The 20,944-nt window shown below is 73.3% G+C and carries 20 protein-coding genes; 14 read left to right on the forward strand and 6 right to left on the reverse strand.

Annotated features, from left to right (window positions below; all coding sequences use genetic code 11):
• Positions 1–13: 13 nt before the first annotated feature.
• Both ALMP_RS14520 and hmgA read right to left on the reverse strand, forming a co-directional pair.
• Complete coding sequence (locus tag ALMP_RS14520; protein WP_264927722.1) at positions 14–763, reverse strand: GntR family transcriptional regulator; 750 nt, start codon at positions 761–763, stop codon at positions 14–16.
• Positions 764–790: 27 nt separating this feature from the next.
• Complete coding sequence (hmgA, locus tag ALMP_RS14525; RefSeq protein WP_264927723.1) at positions 791–2,119, reverse strand: homogentisate 1,2-dioxygenase; 1,329 nt, start codon at positions 2,117–2,119, stop codon at positions 791–793.
• A gap of 235 nt (positions 2,120–2,354) precedes the next feature.
• Between hmgA and ALMP_RS14530 the strand changes: the two genes are divergently transcribed.
• The 10 genes from ALMP_RS14530 to ALMP_RS14575 all read left to right on the forward strand — a co-directional run bounded on the left by ALMP_RS14530 (position 2,355) and on the right by ALMP_RS14575 (position 15,099).
• Complete coding sequence (locus ALMP_RS14530; RefSeq protein WP_264927725.1) at positions 2,355–3,011, forward strand: hypothetical protein; 657 nt, start codon at positions 2,355–2,357, stop codon at positions 3,009–3,011.
• Positions 3,008–3,622, forward strand: coding sequence for a TetR/AcrR family transcriptional regulator (locus tag ALMP_RS14535; RefSeq protein WP_264927726.1), 615 nt, complete (start codon positions 3,008–3,010; stop codon positions 3,620–3,622). Before ALMP_RS14530 ends, ALMP_RS14535 begins: the two co-directional genes overlap by 4 nt.
• A 183-nt stretch (positions 3,623–3,805) precedes the next feature.
• Positions 3,806–6,070, forward strand: coding sequence for a molybdopterin oxidoreductase family protein (locus ALMP_RS14540; protein WP_264927727.1), 2,265 nt, complete (start codon positions 3,806–3,808; stop codon positions 6,068–6,070).
• 124 nt (positions 6,071–6,194) lie between these two features.
• Positions 6,195–7,652 carry a CitMHS family transporter gene (locus ALMP_RS14545; RefSeq protein ID WP_264927728.1) on the forward strand — a complete coding sequence of 486 codons (1,458 nt, stop codon included), beginning with the start codon at positions 6,195–6,197 and terminating at the stop codon, positions 7,650–7,652.
• A gap of 30 nt (positions 7,653–7,682) precedes the next feature.
• Entirely contained in the window at positions 7,683–8,972 is a 1,290-nt protein-coding gene (locus tag ALMP_RS14550) for an MFS transporter (protein WP_264927730.1), read from the forward strand.
• Positions 8,973–9,073: 101 nt separating this feature from the next.
• Positions 9,074–9,646, forward strand: coding sequence for a hypothetical protein (locus ALMP_RS14555; protein ID WP_264927732.1), 573 nt, complete (start codon positions 9,074–9,076; stop codon positions 9,644–9,646).
• The gene (locus tag ALMP_RS44380; RefSeq protein ID WP_375803483.1) at positions 9,633–10,856 is read left to right on the forward strand and encodes a class F sortase; all 1,224 of its coding nucleotides are present in this window, start codon (positions 9,633–9,635) and stop codon (positions 10,854–10,856) included. The genes ALMP_RS14555 and ALMP_RS44380 overlap by 14 nt, the downstream gene beginning before the upstream one ends.
• Positions 10,857–10,975: 119 nt before the next feature.
• Positions 10,976–12,364 carry an aldehyde dehydrogenase family protein gene (locus ALMP_RS14565; RefSeq protein ID WP_264927734.1) on the forward strand — a complete coding sequence of 463 codons (1,389 nt, stop codon included), beginning with the start codon at positions 10,976–10,978 and terminating at the stop codon, positions 12,362–12,364.
• A 17-nt stretch (positions 12,365–12,381) separates the two neighbouring features.
• A complete protein-coding gene (locus ALMP_RS14570; protein WP_264927736.1) occupies positions 12,382–13,461 on the forward strand; it encodes a Zn-dependent alcohol dehydrogenase in 1,080 nt (359 codons plus the stop codon).
• Positions 13,462–13,776: 315 nt separating this feature from the next.
• A complete protein-coding gene (locus ALMP_RS14575; protein ID WP_264927737.1) occupies positions 13,777–15,099 on the forward strand; it encodes an MFS transporter in 1,323 nt (440 codons plus the stop codon).
• Here the strand turns inward: ALMP_RS14575 and ALMP_RS14580 are convergent.
• The 3 genes from ALMP_RS14580 to ALMP_RS14590 all read right to left on the reverse strand — a co-directional run bounded on the left by ALMP_RS14580 (position 15,091) and on the right by ALMP_RS14590 (position 17,529).
• Entirely contained in the window at positions 15,091–16,026 is a 936-nt protein-coding gene (locus ALMP_RS14580; RefSeq protein WP_264927738.1) for a DMT family transporter, read from the reverse strand. The genes ALMP_RS14575 and ALMP_RS14580 overlap by 9 nt on opposite strands.
• Before the next feature lie 71 nt (positions 16,027–16,097).
• A complete protein-coding gene (locus ALMP_RS14585) occupies positions 16,098–16,808 on the reverse strand; it encodes a helix-turn-helix transcriptional regulator (RefSeq protein WP_264927739.1) in 711 nt (236 codons plus the stop codon).
• 79 nt (positions 16,809–16,887) lie between these two features.
• The gene (locus tag ALMP_RS14590) at positions 16,888–17,529 is read right to left on the reverse strand and encodes a TetR/AcrR family transcriptional regulator (protein WP_264927740.1); all 642 of its coding nucleotides are present in this window, start codon (positions 17,527–17,529) and stop codon (positions 16,888–16,890) included.
• A gap of 98 nt (positions 17,530–17,627) precedes the next feature.
• Here ALMP_RS14590 and ALMP_RS14595 point away from each other — a divergent pair, with 98 nt between their 5' ends.
• From ALMP_RS14595 to ALMP_RS14605, 3 genes are all read left to right on the forward strand, one after another.
• Positions 17,628–18,779: an acyl-CoA dehydrogenase family protein gene (locus ALMP_RS14595; protein WP_264927741.1), complete on the forward strand. Its 1,152-nt coding sequence runs from the start codon at positions 17,628–17,630 to the stop codon at positions 18,777–18,779.
• 59 nt (positions 18,780–18,838) lie between these two features.
• Positions 18,839–19,081, forward strand: coding sequence for a YiaA/YiaB family inner membrane protein (locus ALMP_RS14600; protein ID WP_264927742.1), 243 nt, complete (start codon positions 18,839–18,841; stop codon positions 19,079–19,081).
• Between the two features lie 92 nt (positions 19,082–19,173).
• On the forward strand, positions 19,174–19,806 hold the full coding sequence (locus ALMP_RS14605; protein ID WP_264927743.1) for a TetR/AcrR family transcriptional regulator: 633 nt from the start codon (positions 19,174–19,176) through the stop codon (positions 19,804–19,806).
• A gap of 15 nt (positions 19,807–19,821) precedes the next feature.
• Here the strand turns inward: ALMP_RS14605 and ALMP_RS14610 are convergent, their stop codons facing one another.
• Positions 19,822–20,283, reverse strand: a complete 462-nt coding sequence (locus ALMP_RS14610) for a MaoC family dehydratase (protein ID WP_264927744.1) — start codon at positions 20,281–20,283, stop codon at positions 19,822–19,824.
• Between the two features lie 104 nt (positions 20,284–20,387).
• On the opposite strand from ALMP_RS14610, the gene soxR reads away from it, so the two are divergent.
• Positions 20,388–20,858, forward strand: a complete 471-nt coding sequence (gene soxR, locus ALMP_RS14615; protein WP_309299474.1) for a redox-sensitive transcriptional activator SoxR — start codon at positions 20,388–20,390, stop codon at positions 20,856–20,858.
• Positions 20,859–20,944: the final 86 nt, after the last annotated feature.

Below are 20,944 nucleotides of genomic sequence, written 5' to 3' on the forward strand. Positions count from 1 at the left end.
CCCGGGCGGCGGGTCAGGTGGCGTCCAGCGTCACCGTGAAGGAGAAACGGTCGCCGCGGTAGTGGATGACGGCCACGTCCAGCGCACGGCCGTCGACGTCGTAGGTCACGCCCGTGTAGTGCAGGATCGGGCTGAGCAGCGGGACGCGCAGCAGCCGGGCCGTCTCCGGGTCGGCCAGCCGGGCCTCGACCGTGTCCGTGATCCGGCCGATGTCCGCGCCCACGACGTCCCGCAGCACCTTCGTCATCGGCGCGTGGACCAGCTCCCGCGGATCGAACCGGGCGGCGATCTCCGGGCGGACGTAGTTGCGGGCGTGGTTGGTCGGCTCGCCCGTCGACCCGTCCCCGCGCAGCCGGTGGTACGTCGCCACCTGCGCCACGTCCGGGAAGTGCTCGGCGAGTTCGGCGGGGACCTCGCCCCTGCCGTGGTCCAGCAGCTCCGTCGCCATGCCGGACTGCTGGGCCACGATCGCGTCGACCGAGCCCAGCAGCCGGACCGGGGCGCCCCGCCGCGCGGTCGGCTCGATGAAGGTGCCGCGCCGGCGGTGCCGGGTGATCAGCCCCTCGTCCTCCAGCTCCTTCAGTGCCTGCCGCATGGTCAGCACACTCACCCCGTAGTGACCGGCCAGCTGTTCCTCGGTGGGCAGCCGCAGGGGATCCCGTGGCGAACGGCCGAGTATCGAGGCGCGCAGCGACTGCGACACCTGGTACCAGAGCGGCAGCTTGCGGTTCAGGACGATCGAGTCCGGGGCGAAGGAGGTCACGGGCTATCCGTACCTGTCGCGTGACGGTCAGTGCAACGGCCGGAAGTGCCGCTCCAGGCCCGACCACACGTCGTCGTACCGCTGTTGCAGGTGCTCGGCTTCGGCCGCCTGCCGGGTGAGGGTCACCGGCCACCGCGTCTCGAACATGAAAGCCAGCCCGTCGTCGACCTTCTGCGGCCGCAGCTCGGCGGCGCTCGCCCGGTCGAAGGTCTCCCGGTCCGGTCCGTGCGCCGACATCATGTTGTGCAGCGAACCGCCGCCCGGCACGAAACCTCCCTCGCCGGCGGTCTTGGCGTCGTACGCGCCCTCGATCAGGCCCATGTACTCGCTCATCACGTTCCGGTGGAAGTACGGCGGCCGGAAGGTGTCCTCGCCCACCAGCCAGCGCGGCGCGAACACCACGAAGTCCACGCCCGCCAGGCCCGGGGTGTCCGACGGCGAGGTCAGCACCGTGAAGATCGACGGGTCCGGGTGGTCGTAGGAGATCGTCCCGATGACGTTGAAGCGCCGTAGGTCGTAGACGTACGGGACATGGGTGCCGTGCCAGGCGACGACGTCCAGCGGGGAGTGGTCGTAGGTGGCCGTCCAGAGGTTGCCGCAGAACTTGTTGACCACCTCCACCGGGCCTTCGACGTCCTCGTACGCGGCGACGGGGGCGCGGAAGTCGCGCGGGTTGGCCAGCCCGTTGGCGCCGATCGGGCCGAGGTCGGGGAGGCGGAACGGGGCGCCGTAGTTCTCGCAGACGTAGCCGCGGGCCGTGCTGTCGAGCAGCTCGACGCGGAAGCGGACCCCGCGCGGGATCAGCGCCACGTCACCCGGCTCGGCGTGCAGCAGGCCGAACTCCGTGCGCAGCAGCAGTCCGCCGCGCTCGGGGACGATCAGCAGCTCCCCGTCGGCGTTGCCGAAGACCCGCTCCATCGAGGCGTCGGCGCGGTAGAGGTGCACGGCCATGCCGGTGCGCTGGGTGACGTCGCCGTTGCCGCCGAGGGTCCACAGGCCCGCGAGGAAGTCCGTCCCGGCCGGCGGATCGGGCAGCGGGTTCCAGCGCAGCCGGTTGGGGTCGGGGACGGTCTCGGCGAAGGGGGCCGTGCGCAGCCCGCCGTTCTGCGCGCGCGTGAACGCCGGGTGCGCGGCCGACGGGCGGATCCGGTACAGCCACGAGCGGCGGTTGTGGGAGCGCGGCTCGGTGAACGCCGAGCCGCTCAGCTGCTCCGCGTACAGGCCGAGCGGGGCGCGCTGGGGCGAGTTGCGGCCCTCGGGCAGGGCTCCGGGTACGGCCTCGGAGGCGTGCTCGTTGCCGAATCCCGACAGGTACACCAGCCCCTCGGCCGTCTTGCGTGCGTCCCCGTTGCTCATGCGTGCTCCCTCGCCGCCGATTCCTATGCATCACCGTAGGATTGCGTTTTCCCGGACGCAAGGGGGCACGGGCAGGCGCGGACGACGGGGGAGCCGCCCGCGGGGGTCGTCTGGGGTGTCGGGGGAGCCGCCGACGGGTGTGCGGGGGCCTCCTGCGCAAGGACGATCACGTGAGCGCCGGAACCAGACTCCAGGGGGATTCGCGGTGTCGTACCGGTGTTCTACGCTCCCCGGCATGTCGTGGACGCGCGGAAGTCTCGCCGCGCTCGCGGTCTGTGTCCTGCTGCTGACCGGATCCGCGGGCTGCGGCTCCAGTGACGTGCCCGCACCGGGGGACGGGCGGAGCACGGCGGCCTCGCCCTCACCCGCGGGCAAGGTCCTCGAGCACACGGACCCCGAGGGCCGGCACTACCGCGAGGTGGACGAGAAGGAGGCGCCGCAGGTCGGCCTGGAGGTGGAGCCCGACGCCCACGGCGGCTGGGACGTCCGCCTGAAGGTGCGCAACTTCCGGTTCTCGCCGGCCGGGACCGAGGCGGGCGCGGTCACCGGCCGCGGCGTCGCCCGGCTCTTCGTGGACGACCGTCCGGTCGCCGACCTGCGCGTTCCCTCCCACCGCCTCCCGGCCGGCTACCTGCCGCACGGTACCCACCAGGTCACCGCCCGCCTGTACGCCGACGACGGCACGGTCTGGGCCGTCGACGGCAAGCCGGTGCAGGCCACCGCGGACATCACCGCGTCGGAGACGGAGGCCACCGCCGGAACACCGTCGGGCACGGCCTCGCCGCGCGCGCAGTCACCGTCCGCGCCGGCGCCGTCGGCGCTGAGTGCGCCGGGCGCCTCGTTCCGTACCCAGGGGCGAGGTTCACCGGACCGCGGCGGAAAGGCATCATGAAGCCCGTGCCCCACGCGACATCGCTACGCCGTGCGCCCGTGCAGCGGCGCAGCGCCGAACGGCTGACCAGAATCCTGGACGCCTGCGCCGACCTCCTCGACGAGGTCGGCTACGACGCCCTGAGCACCCGTGCCGTCGCCCAGCGCGCCGGCGTCCCGATCGGCTCCGTCTACCGCTTCTTCGGCAACAAGCGGCAGATGGCCGACGCGCTCGCCCAGCGCAACCTGGAGCGCTACTCGGAGCGGGTCACCGAGCGCCTGAAGGACGCCCGCCGGGGCGACTGGCGGGCCGCCATGGACGCCGTGCTCGACGAGTACCTGGCCATGAAGCGCACCGCGCCCGGCTTCTCGCTCGTGGACTTCGGCAACCAGATCCCGGTCGGCTCCCGCTCCGAACCCAACCACCGCGTCGCCGACCGCCTCACCCTGCTCCTCGCCGACTACCTCGACCGGGAGCCCGACGACGATCTGAACCGCACCTTCCTGATCGCCGTGGAGACCGCGGACACCCTCGTCCACCTGGCCTTCCGGATCGATCCGGAAGGAGACGCGAAGGTCATCGAGGAGACGCGCGAGCTGCTGCGGGCGTATCTGGGGCGGGTGCTGGACTGACGCCACGGTCCCGGCGACCGGGCGGCCGTACCGGGTGACCCCGGCGGCCGTGCCCGGTGACCAGGCGGCCGTGCTCGGTGACCCGGCGGCCGCCCCCGGTGGTCATTCGCGGGGACCCCTCCCCGTGCGGCATACCGATCGGTATGCTCACCGGGTCAGGCACCGCTGCCCCCGGGAGGACCCGTGTCCCGCACCGCCCTGCGAATCTGCCCCCTGTGCGAGGCCACCTGCGGGCTGACGCTCACCGTCGAGGGGACGCGGGTCACCGGCGCCCGAGGGGACCGCGACGACGTGTTCAGCAAGGGGTTCATCTGCCCCAAGGGGGCCTCCTTCGGGGCCGTCGACGGCGACCCGGACCGGCTGCGCGCCCCTCTGGTGCGCCGGGACGGCGAGCTGCGCGAGGCCACCTGGACGGAAGCCTTCGACGCCGTCGCCGCAGGCCTCCGCCCGGTCGTCGAGCGGCACGGGCCGCACGCCCTCGGCGTCGTCCTCGGCAACCCCAACGTGCACACCATGGCCGGCGCGCTCTACCCGCCGGTGCTGCTCGGCGCGCTGCGCACGCACAGCCTCTTCACCGCCTCCACCGTCGACCAGATGCCCAAGCACGTCTCCAGCGGACTGCTCTTCGGTGACGCCAACGCCATCCCGGTGCCCGACCTCGACCACACCGACCACCTGCTCCTCCTCGGCGCCAACCCGCTGGAGTCCAACGGGAGTCTGTGCACCGCCCCCGACTTCCCCGGCAAGCTGAAGGCGCTCAAGGCCCGCGGCGGCACCCTCACCGTCGTCGACCCGCGCCGCACCCGCACCGCCCGGCTCGCCGACCGGCACCTGGCGATCCGCCCCGGCACCGACGCCCTGCTGCTCGCGGCGATGGCCCGGGTGCTGTTCGAGGAGGACCTCGTGGCGCTCGGCGAGCTGACCCCGCACGTCGAAGGGCTCGACGAACTCGCCGCCGCCGTAAGGGACTTCACCCCGGAGGCGGTGGCCCCCGCCTGCGACGTGGACGCCGGCACGATCCGGGTCCTCGCCCGGGAACTCGCCGCCGCCCCGACCGCCGCCGTCTACGGCCGCATCGGCAGCTGCACGGTCCCCTACGGCACGCTCGCCAGCTGGCTCGTCGACGTCCTCAACATCCTCACCGGCAACCTGGACCGGCCCGGCGGCGCGCTCTTCCCGCAGGCCGCCACCGACCGGACGCCCCGGCCCGCCGGTCCCGGCCGCGGCTTCGCGCTCGGCCGCTGGCACTCCCGGGTGCGCCGGCACCCGGAGGCCAAGGGCGAGCTGCCGCTGTCCGCGCTCGCCGAGGAGATCGACACCGCCACCGAGGAGGGGGAGCCGATCCGGGCGCTGATCGTCGTCGCCGCCAACCCCGTGCTCTCCGCCCCCGACGGCGACCGGCTCGACAAGGCGCTGGGCTCCCTCGACTTCATGGTCAGCGTCGACCCGTACCTCAACGAGACCTCGCGCCACGCCGACGTCGTGCTGCCCCCGCCGCCGCCCTCCCAGAGCCCGCACCACGACTTCGCCTTCAACACGCTCGCCGTGCGCAACCAGGTCCGCTACACCCGCCCCGCCGTGCCCCTCGAACCCGGCCGGATGGCCGAGACCGAGATCCTCGCCCGGCTGACCCTGGCCGCGACCGGCATGCACGGCGCCGACCCGTCCGCCGTCGACGACCTGGTCATCGGGCAGACCCTCGGCAAGGCGGTGCGGGAGGAGCACTCGCCCGTGCACGGCCGTGACCCGCAGGAGCTGGCCGCGCAGCTCACCGGCGACAACGGCCCCGAACGCCGCCTCGACATGATGCTGCGCCTCGGCCCCTACGGCGACGGCTTCGGCGCACGGCCGGACGGGCTGAGCCTCGCCCGGCTGCTGGACCACCCGCACGGCATCGATCTCGGGCCGCTGCGGCCACGGCTGCCGCAGCCGCTGAAGACGCGCAGCGGGCGGATCGAGCTGCTGCCGGGGCCGATCGCCGACGACCTCCCCCGGCTGCGGGAGGGGCTGCGGCAGCGGCCGGACGGCCTTGTCCTCGTCGGGCGCCGCCATCTGCGCTCCAACAACAGCTGGATGCACAACGTGCCGGCCCTGACCGGCGGCACCAACCGCTGCACCCTGCACCTGCACCCGGAGGACGCCGAGCGGCTCGGCGTGCGCGACGGGGAGCCGGTGCGGGTCAAGGGCGCCGGGGGAGAGGTGACCGCGCCGGCCGAGGTCACCGACACCGTCCGCCGGGGCGTCGTCAGCCTGCCGCACGGCTGGGGCCACGACCGGCCCGGGACCCGGCTGCGCCACGCCGTCCTCGACCCCGGCGTCAACGTCAACCAGCTCCTCGACGGCAGCCTGCTCGACCCCCTCTCCGGCAACGCGGTCCTCAACGGAGTGCCCGTGGAGGTCGCCCCCGTGACCGAAAAGCTCATGCCCGTGACCTCAGCAAAGCCGTGACCAGGACTTTTGCGCTTATTGCTCGCACGTCAACGTCTTGTTAACACCGTTTGAACGGTCCTAACGTCAACGCACCGCCGACCCCCAGGTGGGATGTTCAAGGGCGAACGTTAGGTATCCACACATGCTGACCATCCTCGGCTTCGCCATGATCGCGACCTTCCTGGTCCTGATCATGATGAAGAAGATGTCGCCGATCGCGGCGCTCGTACTGATCCCCGCACTCTTCTGCGTCTTCGTCGGAAAGGGCGCCAAGCTCGGCGACTACGTCATCGAGGGAGTGGGCAACCTCGCGCCCACCGCCGCGATGCTGATGTTCGCCATCGTCTACTTCGGCCTCATGATCGATGTCGGCCTCTTCGACCCGATCGTCCGGGGCATCCTGAAGTTCTGCAAGGCCGACCCGCTGCGCGTCGTGGTCGGCACGGCCCTCCTCGCGGCGATCGTGTCGCTGGACGGCGACGGCTCGACCACCTTCATGATCACCGTCTCGGCGATGTACCCGCTGTACAAGCGCCTGAAGATGAGTCTGGTCGTGATGACCGGTGTCGCCGCCACCGCCAACGGCGTGATGAACACGCTGCCCTGGGGCGGCCCGACCGCTCGCGCCGCGACCGCGCTCAAGCTCGACGCGGGCGACATCTTCGTCCCGATGATCCCGGCGCTCGCCGTCGGCCTGCTGTTCGTGATCGTCCTGTCGTACTTCCTCGGTCTGCGCGAGCGCAAGCGGCTGGGCGTGCTGAGCCTGGACGACGTCCTGGAGCGGGAGAAGACCGTCAAGGGCGAGGAGGACCGGGAGCAGGAGACCGAGACGGTGCTCGTCGGCGCGGGTGCCTCCGGCGGCTCGGACAAGGTGCGTCTGACGAAGGGCACCGGCGGGGCCGGCTCCGGCACCGACGCGGACGCCGGCACGGCCGACGACGAGAACGACGACGTCCGTCTCCAGGGCCTCGACCCCGACCGCCCCACCCTGCGGCCCAAGCTGTACTGGTTCAACGCGCTGCTCACGGTGGCCCTGCTCACCGCGATGATCATGGAGTGGCTGCCGATCCCGGTGCTGTTCATCCTCGGTGCCGCGCTCGCGCTGACCGTCAACTTCCCGCACATCCCCGACCAGAAGGCGCGGCTCGCCGCCCACGCGGACAACGTCCTCAACGTCTCCGGCATGGTCTTCGCCGCCGCCGTCTTCACCGGCGTCCTCCAGGGCACCGGCATGGTCGACTCGATGGCCAAGTGGATCGTCGACAGCATCCCGGGCGGCATGGGCCCGCACATGGCGCTGGTCACCGGCTTCCTGAGCCTGCCGCTGACCTACTTCATGTCCAACGACGGCTTCTACTTCGGTGTCCTGCCGGTGCTCGCCGAGGCCGGCGCCGCGCACGGGGTGTCGCCGCTGGAGATCGCCCGCGCCTCGCTCGTTGGCCAGCCGCTGCACATGTCCAGCCCGCTGGTCCCGGCCGTGTACGTGCTCGTCGGCATGGCGAAGGTGGAGTTCGGCGACCACACCCGGTTCGTGGTGAAGTGGGCGGCGCTCACCTCGCTGGTGATCCTCGGCGCCGGGATCCTGTTCGGCATCATCTGATCCCCGACCGACCTTTCCAGGAGGCTCACCATGGGGCCCGGTGGGAACCGCGGCTGGCTGCTCCGCCTCGTCATCGCCTTCGGCTTCGCGCAGGGGGCGGTGTCGATGGCACGGCCCGCCGTCTCCTACCGGGCCCTGGCGCTGGGCGCCGACGAGCGGGCGATCGGCGTCATCGCCGGAGTGTACGCGCTGCTGCCGCTGTTCGCCGCCGTCCCGCTGGGACGCCGTACCGACCACGGGCGCGCCGCGCCCCTGCTGCCCGTCGGGGTGGTGCTCATATCCGGCGGCTGCGCGCTCAGCGGCGTCGTCGGCTCCCTGTGGGCGATGGCCCTGTGGAGCGGGGTGATGGGCCTCGGGCACCTGTGCTTCGTCATCGGCTCCCAGTCGCTCGTCGCCCGTCAGTCCGCGCCGCACGAACAGGACCGCAACTTCGGTCACTTCACCATCGGCGCCTCCCTGGGCCAGCTCGTCGGCCCGATCGCGGCGGGCGCCCTGATCGGTGGCCACGACATGGCCCGCAGCAGCGCGCTCGCCCTCCTCGTCGCGGGGGCGGTCGCCGCGGTCGCGTTCACCTCGCTGTGGCGCATCGAGCACCGGCGGCCGGCGTCGGTGTCCCACGGCGGACGGGGCGACCGTGTGCCCGTCGTGCGCATCCTGCGCACCCGGGGCGTCCCGGCGGGCATCCTGGTCAGCCTCTCGGTGCTGTCCGCGACCGACATCCTCACCGCCTACCTGCCGGTGATCGGCGAGGACCGGGGGATCGCGCCGTCCGTCGTCGGTGTCCTGCTCAGCCTGCGGGCGGCGGCCACCATCGCCTGCCGGCTGGTGCTCACGCCCCTGCTGCGGCTCCTCGGCCGCACCGCGCTGCTCACCGTGACCTGTCTGCTCGCGGCCCTGCTGTGCGCCGGGATCGCGCTGCCGGTGCCGGTGTGGGCGCTCGCCGCGATCCTCGCCGTCCTCGGCTTCTGCCTGGGGGTCGGCCAGCCGCTGTCCATGACGACGGTCGTCCAGGCCGCCCCCGAGGGCGCCCGCTCCACGGCGCTCGCCCTGCGCCTGACCGGCAACCGCCTCGGCCAGGTCGCCGCGCCCGCCGGTGCGGGCCTGGTCGCCGGGGTGGCGGGCGTCGCCGCGCCCTTCCTGATGCTGGGGGTGCTGTTGCTGCTGTCGTCGGGTGTGGCGCTGCGCTCCCCGCGGCGGCCCGTGCGCGGCGAGCGGGAGGGGGAGCCGAACGGGGAGGCTGACGGGGGGACGAACGGGGAGCCGAACGGGGAGGAGGAGCCGCGCTCCAGGCCGCCGCTGGGCCGGAAGGGCGACATCTGAGGCGCGGCGCGCGCCGCCTGCGTGACCGGGGATCCGGTATGTGACATCCAGTCAGATGGAAGCGGATTTGTATGAAAATCATCTGACTCGGAGGTTCTCTGATGCCGACCTCGTCCCGTCCCCGCAGGGCCGCCGCGCTGACGGCCCTCGCCGTCGGTGGAGCGGTGCTCCTCGGCTCGCCCGAGGCCGTCGCGGCCCCCGGGGACAACGGAGACATCAAGGTGCAGACGGTGGGCACCGCCGTCAACGCGCAGGCCAACCAGCCCAAGATCTGCAAGTTCTACCTGGACGCCTTCAACTTCGACGTCGTCCAGGGCATCACCTGGACCATCGAGCCGCAGTCCTCGCAGGCCGGTACCAGTGCCACGCTCTCCGGCGTGATCACCCTCGCCAACGGGGCGGGCGTCACCGAGAACCTGATGCTGCCGACCGGGCAGTACAGGCTGACCTGGCGGATCGCCGGCGCCAGCGGGGCGGGCAGGCAGAAGCTCTTCAGGATGAACTGCCCGAACCTGCCGCCGCGCGGCCCCAATGGCGGTCCGCCCGCGGGCGCCGGCGGCCTGGCCCGCGAGGCCGCGTTCACCCCGGTCGCGGGCGCCGCGGCCGTCGGGCTGGCCGCTGTCGGAGGGGCGGCGTGGTTCCGGCTGCGCCGCCGCTCGCATGGCGCCGCGTAGGCGGATCCGCAGGCCCTGGTACCGGACGCGCGCCTACCGCCTGACGCGGACGGCCGTCCTGGCCGTCACGCTGGTGACGGGCGGCGTCTGGTGGGCCGGGGACGAGGAGCCCTCCGGGACGGTCGCGGCCGAACCGGTGGGCTCCGCCGGTGTGGTGGCGGACGCGCGAGGACCACAGCAGGCGGCGCGCGGGACGGACGTGTGGGGGCTGGGCACGAGGGAGCCGTCGGCCCGCCCGACCGCGCCGCGCCCGCCGGGGGCGACGCCCGGGCGTCCGCAGGCGTCGGGTGCGCGGCCGTCCTCCGCACGCCCGCAGGCATCGGGCGCGCGGCCGTCCTCCGCGCGCCCGCAGGCGTCGGGTGCGCGACCGCCGTCCGCGCGTCCGCGTGTGTCGGGTGGGCAGCCACCGTCCGCGCGTCCGCAGCTGTCGCGGTCCAGGGCGTCCTCCGCGCGCGCACAGGTCCCGGGAACCCCACGGCCGCCCTCCGTGCGCCCGCCGGTGACGGGTTCAGAGCCGTCGTCCCCGCAGCCGCGGAAGGCGGCCCCGAGGTCACCCTCCGTACGTCCGCGGCACGCCCATCCCCGGCCCCCTGGCAAGCAGGGCGCGCCGCTCCGGAAAGCGGCTCGACCGCCGTCGGCCACGCCGCCCTCGCGGGCCGCGCAACGCCCGCCGGCCCCCCGCCGGCAGGCCGAGCCCGCCCGGCCCCGTGTCCCCGCCGCGCCGCGTCCGCTCCCGCGCTCCCGGGCCACCCGGCTCCTCATCCCGCATCTCGGTGTCGACGCCCCGGTCATGGACCTCCGCCTGGACAGTGAGCGCCGGCTGCCCGCACCGCCGCAGGACGAGGCGAAGCTGGTCGGCTGGTACGCGGAGGGGCCGGCCCCGGGTCAGCAGGGCACCGCCGTCGCCGTCGGTCATCTCGACACCGACACCGGTCCCGCCGTCTTCGCGGGCCTGTCCGAGCTCGGGCGCGGCCGCAGGGTCGAGGTCCGCCGCGCCGACGGACGGACCGCCGTCTACATCGTCGACACCGTCAAGAGCTACAAGAAGTCCGACTTCCCCGACCGCGAGGTGTACGGCGCCCGGGGCCGCCCCGAACTGCGCCTGATCACCTGCGGCGGCTCCTACGACCGCAGGAAGGGATACTCGGGCAACCTCGTCGTCTTCGCCCACCTCACCAAGATCCGCGAGCCGAAGGCGGCCACTAGCTGAACCGACGACCCCCGCCCGTGAACCGCCGCTGCCGCCCTCCCGGCAGGCCCCCCTGGCGCCCGAAAACTATCGCCGCTAGTTTAGGGCGCGGACGACGAGGACCGCCCGGAGGGAACGCGATGAAGGCACACGACGGCATCTACCTCGACGGCGCCTGGCGCCCCGCCGCGGGCCAGGACGTGATCGAGGTCATCGATCCGGTGGACGAGCAGGTCATCGGCGTCGTCCCGGCCGGTGGCCCCGAGGACGTCGACGCCGCCGTACGCGCCGCCCGTGCCGCGCTCGCGGGCTGGGCGGCGACCCCGCCGGCCGAGCGGGCCGCGCGCCTGGCCGCCCTGCGGGACGTCCTCACCGCCCGCAAGGACGAGATCGCCGAGACCGTCACCGCCGAACTCGGCTCCCCGCTGCCCTTCTCCCAGGCAGTGCACGCCGCCGTCCCGATCGCGGTCGCCGCCTCCTACGCCGAGCTGGCCGCCACCCACTCCTTCGAGGAGAGGGTCGGCAACTCGACCGTGTTCCACGAGCCGATCGGCGTGGTCGGCGCCATCACGCCCTGGAACTACCCGCTCCACCAGATCGTCGCCAAGGTCGCCCCGGCCCTCGCCGCGGGCTGCACGGTCGTCCTGAAGCCCGCCGAGGACACCCCGCTGACCGCCCAGCTCTTCGCCGAGGCGGTCCACGAGGCGGGCGTCCCGGCCGGCGTCTTCAACCTGGTCACCGGCCTCGGCCCGGTCGCGGGCCAGGCCCTCGTCGAGCACCCCGGCGTCGACCTGGTCTCCTTCACCGGCTCCACGGCCGTCGGCCGGCGGATCGCGGCGACGGCCGGCGCCGCCGTCAAGAAGGTGGCCCTCGAACTCGGCGGCAAGTCCGCCAACGTCATCCTCCCGAGCGCCGACCTCGCCCGCGCGGTCAACGTCGGCGTCGCCAACGTGATGTCCAACTCCGGCCAGACATGCAGCGCCTGGACCCGGATGCTGGTCCACCGCGACCAGTACGACCAGGCCGTCGAGCTGGCCGCGACCGCCGCCGCGAAGTACGGCGACCGGATCGGCCCCGTCGTCAGCGCCGGGCAGCGGGCACGGGTGCGCGGTTACATCGAGAAGGGCATCGCCGAGGGCGCGCGGCTGGTGGCGGGCGGCCCCGAGGCCCCGCGCGAGCGCGGCTGGTTCGTCAGCCCGACGGTCTTCGCCGACGTCACCCCGGAGATGACCATCGCCCAGGAGGAGATCTTCGGTCCCGTCCTGTCGATCCTGCGCTACGAGGACGAGGAGGACGCCCTGCGCATCGCCAACGGCACGGTGTACGGGCTGGCCGGCGCCGTCTGGGCCGGTGACGAGGCGGAAGCGGTGGCCTTCGCCCGCCGCATGGAGACCGGGCAGGTCGACATCAACGGCGGACGCTTCAACCCGCTCGCGCCGTTCGGCGGTCACAAGCAGTCCGGCGTCGGCCGTGAACTCGGCGTCCACGGCCTCGTCGAGTACCTCCAGACCAAGTCCCTGCAGTTCTGAGGAGCGAGGAGCTTCCCGTGGTCCGTGCCGCCGTCCTGCCCGCCGTGGGCGCTCCGCTGGAGATCACCGAGATCGACCTGCCCGACCCCGGCCCGGGACAGGTCCGCGTCCGGCTCGCCGCCGCCGGGGTGTGCCACTCCGACCTGTCGCTGTCCGACGGCACCATGCGGGTGCCGGTCCCCGCGGTCCTGGGCCACGAGGGCGCGGGGACGGTCGTGTCCGTCGGGGAGGACGTCGCCCATGTCTCGCCCGGCGACGCCGTCGTCCTCAACTGGGCCCCGGCCTGCGGCAGTTGTCACGCCTGCGGGCTCGGCGAGGTCTGGCTGTGCGCCAACGCCCTGAACGGCGCCGCCGAGGTGTACGCCCGTACCGCCGACGGCACCGACCTGCACCCCGGCCTGAACGTCGCCGCGTTCGCCGAGGAGACGGTCGTCAAGGCCTCCTGCGTCCTGCCCCTGCCCGAGGGGATCCCGCTGACCGATGCCGCCCTCCTCGGCTGCGCGGTCCTCACCGGGTACGGCGCTGTCCACCACTCCGCGCGGGTGAGCCCCGGGGAGACGGTCGCCGTCTTCGGCGTCGGCGGGGTCGGCCTCGCGACCCTCCAGGCCGCCCGGATCGCCGGCGCCTCCAGGATCGTCGCCGTCGACGTCTCCCCGGAGAAGGAGGAGCTGGCCCGGGCCGCGGGCGCCACCGACTACCTCCTCGCCTCCGACACCACCGCCCGCGAGATCCGCGCCCTCACCGGCCGGCAGGGCGTCGACGCGGCCGTCGAGTGCGTGGGCCGCGCGACCACCATCCGCACGGCCTGGGACTCCACCCGCCGCGGCGGCCGCACCACGGTCGTCGGCATCGGCGGCAAGGACCAGCAGGTCACCTTCAACGCCCTGGAGATCTTCCACTGGGGCCGCACCCTCTCCGGCTGCGTCTACGGCGACTGCGACCCGGCGCGCGATCTGCCGCTGCTCGCCGAGCACGTCCGGGCCGGCCGCCTGGACCTCGCCTCCCTGGTCACCGAACACATCACCCTGGAGGGCATCCCGGCGGCCTTCGACACCATGCTGGCGGGCAAGGGAGGGCGGGCCCTGGTGGTCTTCTGACCAGCGGCCCCACGGCCGAGGCGCCGGCGGTCCCGCGGCCACCGATCCCCGCGTCCGAGGCGCCGGCGGCCCCGCGGCCACCGATCCCCGCGTCCGAGGCGCCGGTGGTCCCGCGGCCACCGATCCCCGCGTCCGAGGCGCCGGCGGTCCTGCGGCCACCGGCCCCCGCGTCCGCGCCCCGGTGGTCCTCCGGGCCACCGGACAGCGCCTCCGACAGTGCCCTCCCACAAGCCTCGTGCATCACCGTTGACCCCATACCGTCCGGTCAGTATGTTCCCGGGAACGTCCCCAACGCACCCATCGGAGTGTGCTCGTATGGACACGTTCCCTTCCGCTCACCCCGTGCCCACCAGCACGCCGGCGGCTCCCCACCGCCGTCGTGTGGCCACCGCCGCCGCGCTCGCCTCGGCCGTGGAGTGGTACGACTACTTCGTCTTCGGCATCGCCGCCGCCCTCGTCCTCGGCGATCTGTACTTCCCGGCGGGCAGCGCCACCGCCGGCGTCCTCGCCGCCTTCGCCACCTTCGCCGTCGGGTTCCTCGCCCGCCCGCTCGGCGGCATCGTCGCCGGGCACCTCGGGGACAAGCGCGGCCGCAAGCCGATGCTGGTGCTGGCGCTCACCCTGATGGGCGTCGCCACGACCGGCATCGGCCTGCTCCCGACGTACGACACCATCGGCGTCGCCGCCCCCGTCCTGCTCGTCGTCCTGCGTGTCGCCCAGGGCGTCGCGGTCGGCGCGCAGTGGGGCGGGGCGATGCTGCTGGCCACCGAGTACGCCCCCGAGGGCAAGCGCGGGATCTACGGCAGCGTCGTCCAACTCGGCGTCCCCATCGGCGTGGTGACCGCCAACAGCGTCTTCCTGCTGGCGGGCGCCTTCACCACCGACGACGCCTTCGCGGCGTGGGGCTGGCGGGTTCCGTTCCTCATCGGCCTGTTCGTCCTCGTCCTCGCCTGGTACATCCACACCCGCGTCGAGGAGACCCCCGAGTTCCGGGAGGCGGAGCGGGCGTTGGCCGAGAAGGAGAAGGCCGAGCAGGGCTCGCCGCTGCGCACGGTCCTGCGCGACCACCTCGGCACCGTGCTCCTGGCCGGCGGCTCCTTCGCCGTGAACACCGCGACCTTCTACATCCTCATCACCGGCGTCCTCGACTACACCACCCGCGAACTCGACATGAAGCGCGGCGCCGTCCTCGCCGTCTCCCTGTGCGTCAGCCTCACCCAGCTGGTCCTGATCCCGGCCGCGGCCGCCCTGTCCGACCGGGTCGGCCGCATCCGGATCTACGCCCTCGGCGCGGTCGGCATCGCCCTGTGGGCCGTCCCGCTGTTCCTGCTGATCGACACCGGCTCGCTGCTGTGGCTGGCCGTCGGCACCTTCGTCGCCAGCTGCTTCCTCAGCATCATGTACGGCCCGCAGGCCGCCCTGTTCGCCGAGCTGTTCACCCCGGAGATGCGTTACACGGGCGCCTCCCTCGGTTACCAGATCGCGGCCGTGGCCGGCGGCGGACTCGCGCCGTTCGTGATGGTGCTGCTGCTGGAGGCGACCGGCACGTCGATGGCGGTGTCCGCCTACATCATCGGACTGTCGGTGATCGCGCTCGTCTCCATCAAGGTCCTCGCCGACCGGGCGCGTTCACGCTGACTCGCGGGTCTGCTCGGGCCGTCGCTCCACCGCGACGACCCGGGCCGTCCGCGCCCGCGACCGGGACACCGCCACGCCCGCCAGGCACAGCGCCCCGCCCGCCAGCGTGAGCGGCCCCGGCACCTCGCCCAGCGCCAGCCACGACATCAGCGTCACCAGCGCGGGCACCGCGTACGTCGTCGCCCCCATGCGGCTCGCGGTGGTCCGGGCGAGGGCGTACGCCCAGGTGGTGAAGGCGAGCGCGGTCGGGAACACGCCGAGGTAGAGCATGTTGAGGGTGGCCGACACCGGCGCGTCGGCCGCCTCGCGCACCAGCTGTCCGGCGAACGGCAGACAGGCCACCGCCCCGACCAGGCACCCGAACGTCGTCACCTGGAGGGCGCTCGCCCGGGCCAGGGCGGGCTTCTGCGCCACCACCCCGCCCGCGTAGCCGACCGCCGCCAGCAGGCACAGCACCACCCCGAGCACCGAGGAGCCGCCCCCGCCCGACATCGACAGCCCCACCGTCACCGCGCCCGCGAACGACACCGCCATCCCCGCCAGCAGCCGCGGCGGCATCGCGTCCCCCAGCAGCCGCGCGCCGAGCAGGGCGACGAGGATCGGCCCCACGTTCACCACCAGGGCCGCCGTGCCCGCGTCGACCTGCTGTTCGCCCCAGTTGAGCGCCACCATGTAGAAGCCGAACCACAGCAGCCCGGAGACGGCGATCCCGCGCCAGGCCGGCCGCGGCGGCCACCCCTCCCGCCGGACGAGACAGATCACCCCCAGCGCCAGGGCCCCGGCCAGCAGCCGGCCGAGGGCCAGCGCACCCGGGGAGTACGCGGTACCGGCGCTGCGGATCGAGACGAAGGCGGAGGCCCACAGCACGACGGTGACCGCGGCCGCACCGGCGGCGAGCGGCTCCGTACGACGGGGGGAGGTCATCATGCTCCTCAGTCTGGGAAGGAAACGGAACAGGTTCTCGCGGTTTTCGGACGGGGGAGTCGAAGGGGGGCGGTCTACCGCAGCGCCGCCGCGTCGATCCCCAGCAGCTCGGCCAGCGCTCGCTCGCCCGTCGCCGTCACCCGCACCGCCCGCCCGGAGCCGATCCGCTCGCACCACCCCGCGTCGAGGGCGTGCCGGCACAGGGCCGCGCCCGCGACCCCGGCGAGATGGGGGCGGCGCTCGGTCCAGTCGAGGCAGGCCCGGGCCAGCGGACGGCGGCCGGTGCGGTCGAGGCCGATCCCGGCGTCCGCGAACCAGCCCAGCCCCGCGTCCGTCAGCGCGCACCCGGGGTCCTGGACCAGCAGCCCGCGTGCGGTCAGGGCGTCGGTGACGGTGATGCCGAGCCGCCCGGCGAGATGGTCGTAACAGGTGCGCCCGCGGGCCATCGCCGACCCGGCGCTCGACTCCCGCAGACTCCGCGGCCGTACGACGGCACCCGGCGCGGCCTGGGCGGTCAGGTCCTCCACCAGCTGGGCGATCCGGGCGTCGGCGAGCCGTACGTACCGGTGGCGGCCCTGGCGTTCCTCGGTCAGCACCCCGCCCGCGACGAGCTTGCCGAGGTGCTCGCTCAGCGTCGAGGCGGCGACCCCCGCGTGCCGGGCCAGTTCCCCGGCCGTCCAGGCCCGTCCGTCGAGCAGGGCCAGCAGACAGGCGGCCCGCGTCTCGTCGGCGATCAGCGCGGCGAGACGGGCCAGGAGCGGCGCCCGGGGGTCCTTGGCGGTCATGACGGCCAGCATGTGCCATGAACGCTTCGGCGGTCACCGAACCGTCCCTGTCGCATGCGCCTGGGACGCTCCAACCGCCCTACACCGGGCGTCTCACCTGCGCGTACTGCTGCGTCAGTCCGTCGAGCAGGGCGGTGAGGCCGGCCTCGAAGGCGCGCTCGTCGACCTTCTCCTGCTGTTCGGCCAGCAGGTGGGCCTGCCCGAGGTGGGGATAGTCGGCCGGGTCGTAGGCGCTCGCGTCGCCCACGAAGCCCCCGGCGAACGATCCCAGCGCGGAGCCCATGATGAAGTACCGCATCAGCGCGCCGATCGAGGTGGCCTGCGCGGGCGGCCAGCCGGCGTCGACCATCGCGCCGTAGACCGCGTCCGCGAGCCGCAGCGCGGCCGGGCGGCGGCCGGGGCCGCGCGCGAGGACCGGGACGATGTTCGGGTGGTCGCGCAGGGCGGCCCGGTAGGAGACGGCCCAGTCGTGCAGCGCGGTCCGCCAGTCCCGGCCGTCCTCGAACATCGACAGGTCGACCTGGGCGCTCACCGAGTCGGCGACGGCCTCCAGGATCTCGTCCTTGGTGCGGAAGTGGTTGTACAGCGAGGGCCCGCTCACCCCCAGTTCGGCCGCGAGCCGCCGGGTCGAGACCGCCGCCAGCCCCTCCGCGTCGACGAGCGCGCGCGCCGTGTCGACGATCCGGTCGGTGCTCAGCAGGGGCTTGCGCGGTCGGGCCATGGCGCACATAGTAGGGCTGCGAACAGAAACTAGCAGTGCTAATTTAAATGTGCCGCTTTCAACGGCTTTCGGCGTACGGCCTTCGAGTGGGGTGCCTTGTGAATCTGGAGCTCAGCGAGGAGCAGACCGCCGTCCGCCGGCTCGCCCGGGACTTCGTCGAGCGCGAGATCGCCCCCCACGCCGCCGCCTGGGACCGTGCGGAGGAGGTCGACCGCTCGATCGTGAAGAAGCTCGGCGAGGTCGGCTTCCTGGGCCTGACCGTCGACGAGGCCTACGGCGGCAGCGGCGGCGACCACCTCGCGTACTGCCTGGTCACAGAGGAACTCGGCCGTGGCGACTCCTCGGTCCGGGGCATCGTCTCGGTCTCCCTCGGCCTGGTCGCCAAGACCGTCGCGGCCTGGGGCGACGAGGAGCAGAAGCGGCGCTGGCTGCCCGGGCTGACCTCCGGCGCGTACGTCGGCTGCTTCGGCCTCACCGAGCCCGGCACCGGGTCGGACGCGGGCAACCTCACCACCCGCGCGGTCCGCGACGGCGACCACTACGTCCTCGACGGCACCAAGATGTTCATCACCAACGGCACCTGGGCCGACGTCGCCCTGGTGTTCGCGCGCTCCACCGACGCCCCCGGCCACCGGGGCGTCTCCGCCTTCCTCGTCCCCACCGACACCCCCGGACTGACCCGCCGCGCGCTGCACGGCAAGCTCGGCCTGCGCGGCCAGGCCACGGCCGAACTGGTCCTCCAGGGCGTGCGGGTGCCCGCCTCCGCGATGCTCGGTGAGGAGGGCAAGGGCTTCTCCGTCGCCATGTCCGCCCTGGCCAAGGGCCGGATGTCGGTCGCGGCGGGCTGCGTCGGCATCGCCCAGGCCGCGCTGGACGCGGCGGTCGCCTACGCCGGTGAGCGCGAGCAGTTCGGCCGGACCATCGCCCACCACCAGCTCGTCCAGGAGCTGATCAGCGACATCGCGGTCGACGTCGACGCCGCCCGGCTGCTGACCTGGCGGGTCGCCGACCTGATCGACCGCGGCCTGCCGTTCGCGGTGGAGTCCTCCAAGGCCAAGCTCTTCGCCTCCGAGGCCGCCGTCCGCGCCGCCAACAACGCCCTCCAGGTCTTCGGCGGCTACGGCTACATCGACGAGTACCCGGCCGGCAAGCTGCTGCGCGACGCGCGCGTGATGACCCTCTACGAGGGCACCAGCCAGATCCAGAAGCTGCTGATCGGACGCGCGCTGACGGGTGTCTCGGCGTTCTGAGTAGCCGTCTGAGTACCTGGACGGATGTGGTGTGGGCCACGACCGCCGAAGCTGGCCGCATGAGTGACACACCGGTCAAGCAGAACACCGCCGCCTTCTACGGCCAGGCGGTCGCGTCCTTCGCGGTGGCCATCGCGGCGACCGCGATCGGCATCTACCAGCTCGACGCCGACCCCTGGGTGCGGGCGTTCCTCGGCATCGCCGTCCTCTACCTCGTCACCTCCGCCTTCACCCTGGCCAAGGTGATCCGGGACCGGCAGGACTCGGCGAACCGCGCGTACGGCCGTTTCGAGCAACCCTGAGACCGGCTCCGCTCTGCTGAACTGGTGCTCTAAGCGATCGCTCACCTTCGGCGGTATGGTGGAGCTCCTGTACCGAGAGGGGCGAACGAGCGATGAGTGCGGCGGAGGAGACGGCCGGCGGCGAGATCGAGCCGTGGGAAGAGGTCACCCCTGACGCGGCCCGGCGGCTGCTCGTCGCCGCCGTGGAGGCCTTCGCCGAGCGCGGCTACCACGCGACGACCACCCGTGACATCGCGGGCCGCGCGGGGATGAGCCCGGCCGCCCTCTACATCCACTACAAGACCAAGGAAGAGCTGCTCCACCGCATCAGCCGGATCGGCCACGACCGTGCACTGGACATCCTGCGCACGGCCGCCCGTGGTGACGGCAGCGCGGCGCAGCGGCTCGCGGACGCCGTCAGCTCCTTCGTCCGCTGGCACGCCGGCCGGCGCACCACCGCCCGGGTCGTGCAGTACGAACTGGACGCGCTCGGCCCCGACGCCCGCGCCGAGATCCTCGCGTTGCGCCGGCAGGTCGACGCCGAGGTGCGCGGGATCATCGAGGAGGGTGTGGCGAACGGCGAGTTCGAGGTGCTGGACGTGCGCGGTACCGCCCTCGCCGTGCTGTCCCTCTGCATCGACGTGGCCCGCTGGTTCAACGTGAACGGCTCGCGCACCCCCGAGGAGGTCGGCGAGCTGTACGCCGACCTCGTGCTGCGGATGGTGGGCGCGACCAAGCAGCCGTAGCGCCCGGGGGAGGGGCTACAGGTAGTACCGGGACACCGACTCCGCGACGCACACCGGCTTGGCGCCGCCCTCGCGCTCCACGGTGAAGGAGATCGCGACCTGGACGCCGCCGGTCACCTCCTCGACCCCGGTGATCGTCGCGGTGGCGCGCAGCCGGGAGCCGACCGGGACCGGGGCGGGGAAACGGACCTTGTTCGTCCCGTAGTTGACGCCCATCTTCACGCCCTCGACGGAGATCAGCTGCGGCCCGAACAGGGGCAGCAGCGACAGCGTCAGGTACCCGTGCGCGATGGTGGTGCCGAACGGACCCGAGGCCGCCTTCTCCGGATCGACGTGGATCCACTGGTGGTCGCCGGTGGCCTCGGCGAAGAGGTCGATCCGCTTCTGGTCGACCTCCACCCAGTCCGTGTGTCCCAGCTGTTCGCCCACCGCAGCCTTCAGCTCGTCGACGGACGTGAAGATCCTCGGGTCAGCCATGTCCCGGCCTCTCGTTTCGATGTCTAAGCAACTGCTTAGCATGGTCGGGGGCGGGACCGGTGTCAACGGACCGGCGGTGTGAGGTGATGGGTAGGCTCTGGGAAGTGCCCCAGATACCCGAGAAGATCCACGAGCTGACCGTCGGCCAACTGTCGGCGCGCAGCGGCGCCGCCGTCTCCGCCCTGCACTTCTATGAGTCCAAGGGCCTGATCAGCAGCCGCCGCACCGCGGGCAACCAGCGCCGCTACACCCGCGACACGCTCCGCCGTGTCGCCTTCGTCCGAGCCGCCCAACGGGTGGGCATCCCGCTGGCCACGATCCGCGAGGCCCTCGCCGAACTCCCCGAGGAGCGCACCCCCACCCGCGAGGACTGGGCGCGTCTGTCGGAGACCTGGCGGACGGTGCTCGACGAGCGCATCAAGCAGCTCAACCGCCTCCGCGACCACCTCACCGACTGCATCGGCTGCGGCTGCCTCTCCCTCGCCACCTGCGTGCTGTCCAACCCGGACGACGTCTTCGGCGAACGCCAGGCGGGCTCCAGGCTGCTGGTGGAGAGGAACAGCCCGACCCGTTGAGCCGCGGGCGGCCGCGCCGGCCGGGGCGCCGGGCGCGGCGGACGAGAGCGGACGCGGCGGGGAGAGCGGGCGCGGCGGACGAGAGC

The organism is Streptomyces sp. A012304, assembly GCF_026008495.1.
Classification (GTDB): domain Bacteria; phylum Actinomycetota; class Actinomycetes; order Streptomycetales; family Streptomycetaceae; genus Streptomyces.

What these genes read in the sequence shown, in the direction of transcription:
- ALMP_RS14605 (WP_264927743.1), top strand. Translation starts at nt 19,174, where the DNA reads ATGAGTGCGGCGGAGGAGACGGCCGGCGGCGAGATCGAGCCGTGGGAA.
- ALMP_RS14565 (WP_264927734.1), top strand. Translation starts at nt 10,976, where the DNA reads ATGAAGGCACACGACGGCATCTACCTCGACGGCGCCTGGCGCCCCGCC.
- ALMP_RS14575 (WP_264927737.1), top strand. Translation starts at nt 13,777, where the DNA reads ATGGACACGTTCCCTTCCGCTCACCCCGTGCCCACCAGCACGCCGGCG.
- ALMP_RS14610 (WP_264927744.1), bottom strand. Translation starts at nt 20,283, where the DNA reads ATGGCTGACCCGAGGATCTTCACGTCCGTCGACGAGCTGAAGGCTGCG.
- ALMP_RS14590 (WP_264927740.1), bottom strand. Translation starts at nt 17,529, where the DNA reads ATGGCCCGACCGCGCAAGCCCCTGCTGAGCACCGACCGGATCGTCGAC.
- ALMP_RS14530 (WP_264927725.1), top strand. Translation starts at nt 2,355, where the DNA reads ATGTCGTGGACGCGCGGAAGTCTCGCCGCGCTCGCGGTCTGTGTCCTG.
- ALMP_RS14545 (WP_264927728.1), top strand. Translation starts at nt 6,195, where the DNA reads ATGCTGACCATCCTCGGCTTCGCCATGATCGCGACCTTCCTGGTCCTG.
- ALMP_RS14585 (WP_264927739.1), bottom strand. Translation starts at nt 16,808, where the DNA reads ATGACCGCCAAGGACCCCCGGGCGCCGCTCCTGGCCCGTCTCGCCGCG.
- ALMP_RS14550 (WP_264927730.1), top strand. Translation starts at nt 7,683, where the DNA reads ATGGGGCCCGGTGGGAACCGCGGCTGGCTGCTCCGCCTCGTCATCGCC.
- hmgA (WP_264927723.1), bottom strand. Translation starts at nt 2,119, where the DNA reads ATGAGCAACGGGGACGCACGCAAGACGGCCGAGGGGCTGGTGTACCTG.
- ALMP_RS14555 (WP_264927732.1), top strand. Translation starts at nt 9,074, where the DNA reads ATGCCGACCTCGTCCCGTCCCCGCAGGGCCGCCGCGCTGACGGCCCTC.
- ALMP_RS44380 (WP_375803483.1), top strand. Translation starts at nt 9,633, where the DNA reads ATGGCGCCGCGTAGGCGGATCCGCAGGCCCTGGTACCGGACGCGCGCC.
- ALMP_RS14580 (WP_264927738.1), bottom strand. Translation starts at nt 16,026, where the DNA reads ATGATGACCTCCCCCCGTCGTACGGAGCCGCTCGCCGCCGGTGCGGCC.
- ALMP_RS14600 (WP_264927742.1), top strand. Translation starts at nt 18,839, where the DNA reads ATGAGTGACACACCGGTCAAGCAGAACACCGCCGCCTTCTACGGCCAG.
- ALMP_RS14535 (WP_264927726.1), top strand. Translation starts at nt 3,008, where the DNA reads ATGAAGCCCGTGCCCCACGCGACATCGCTACGCCGTGCGCCCGTGCAG.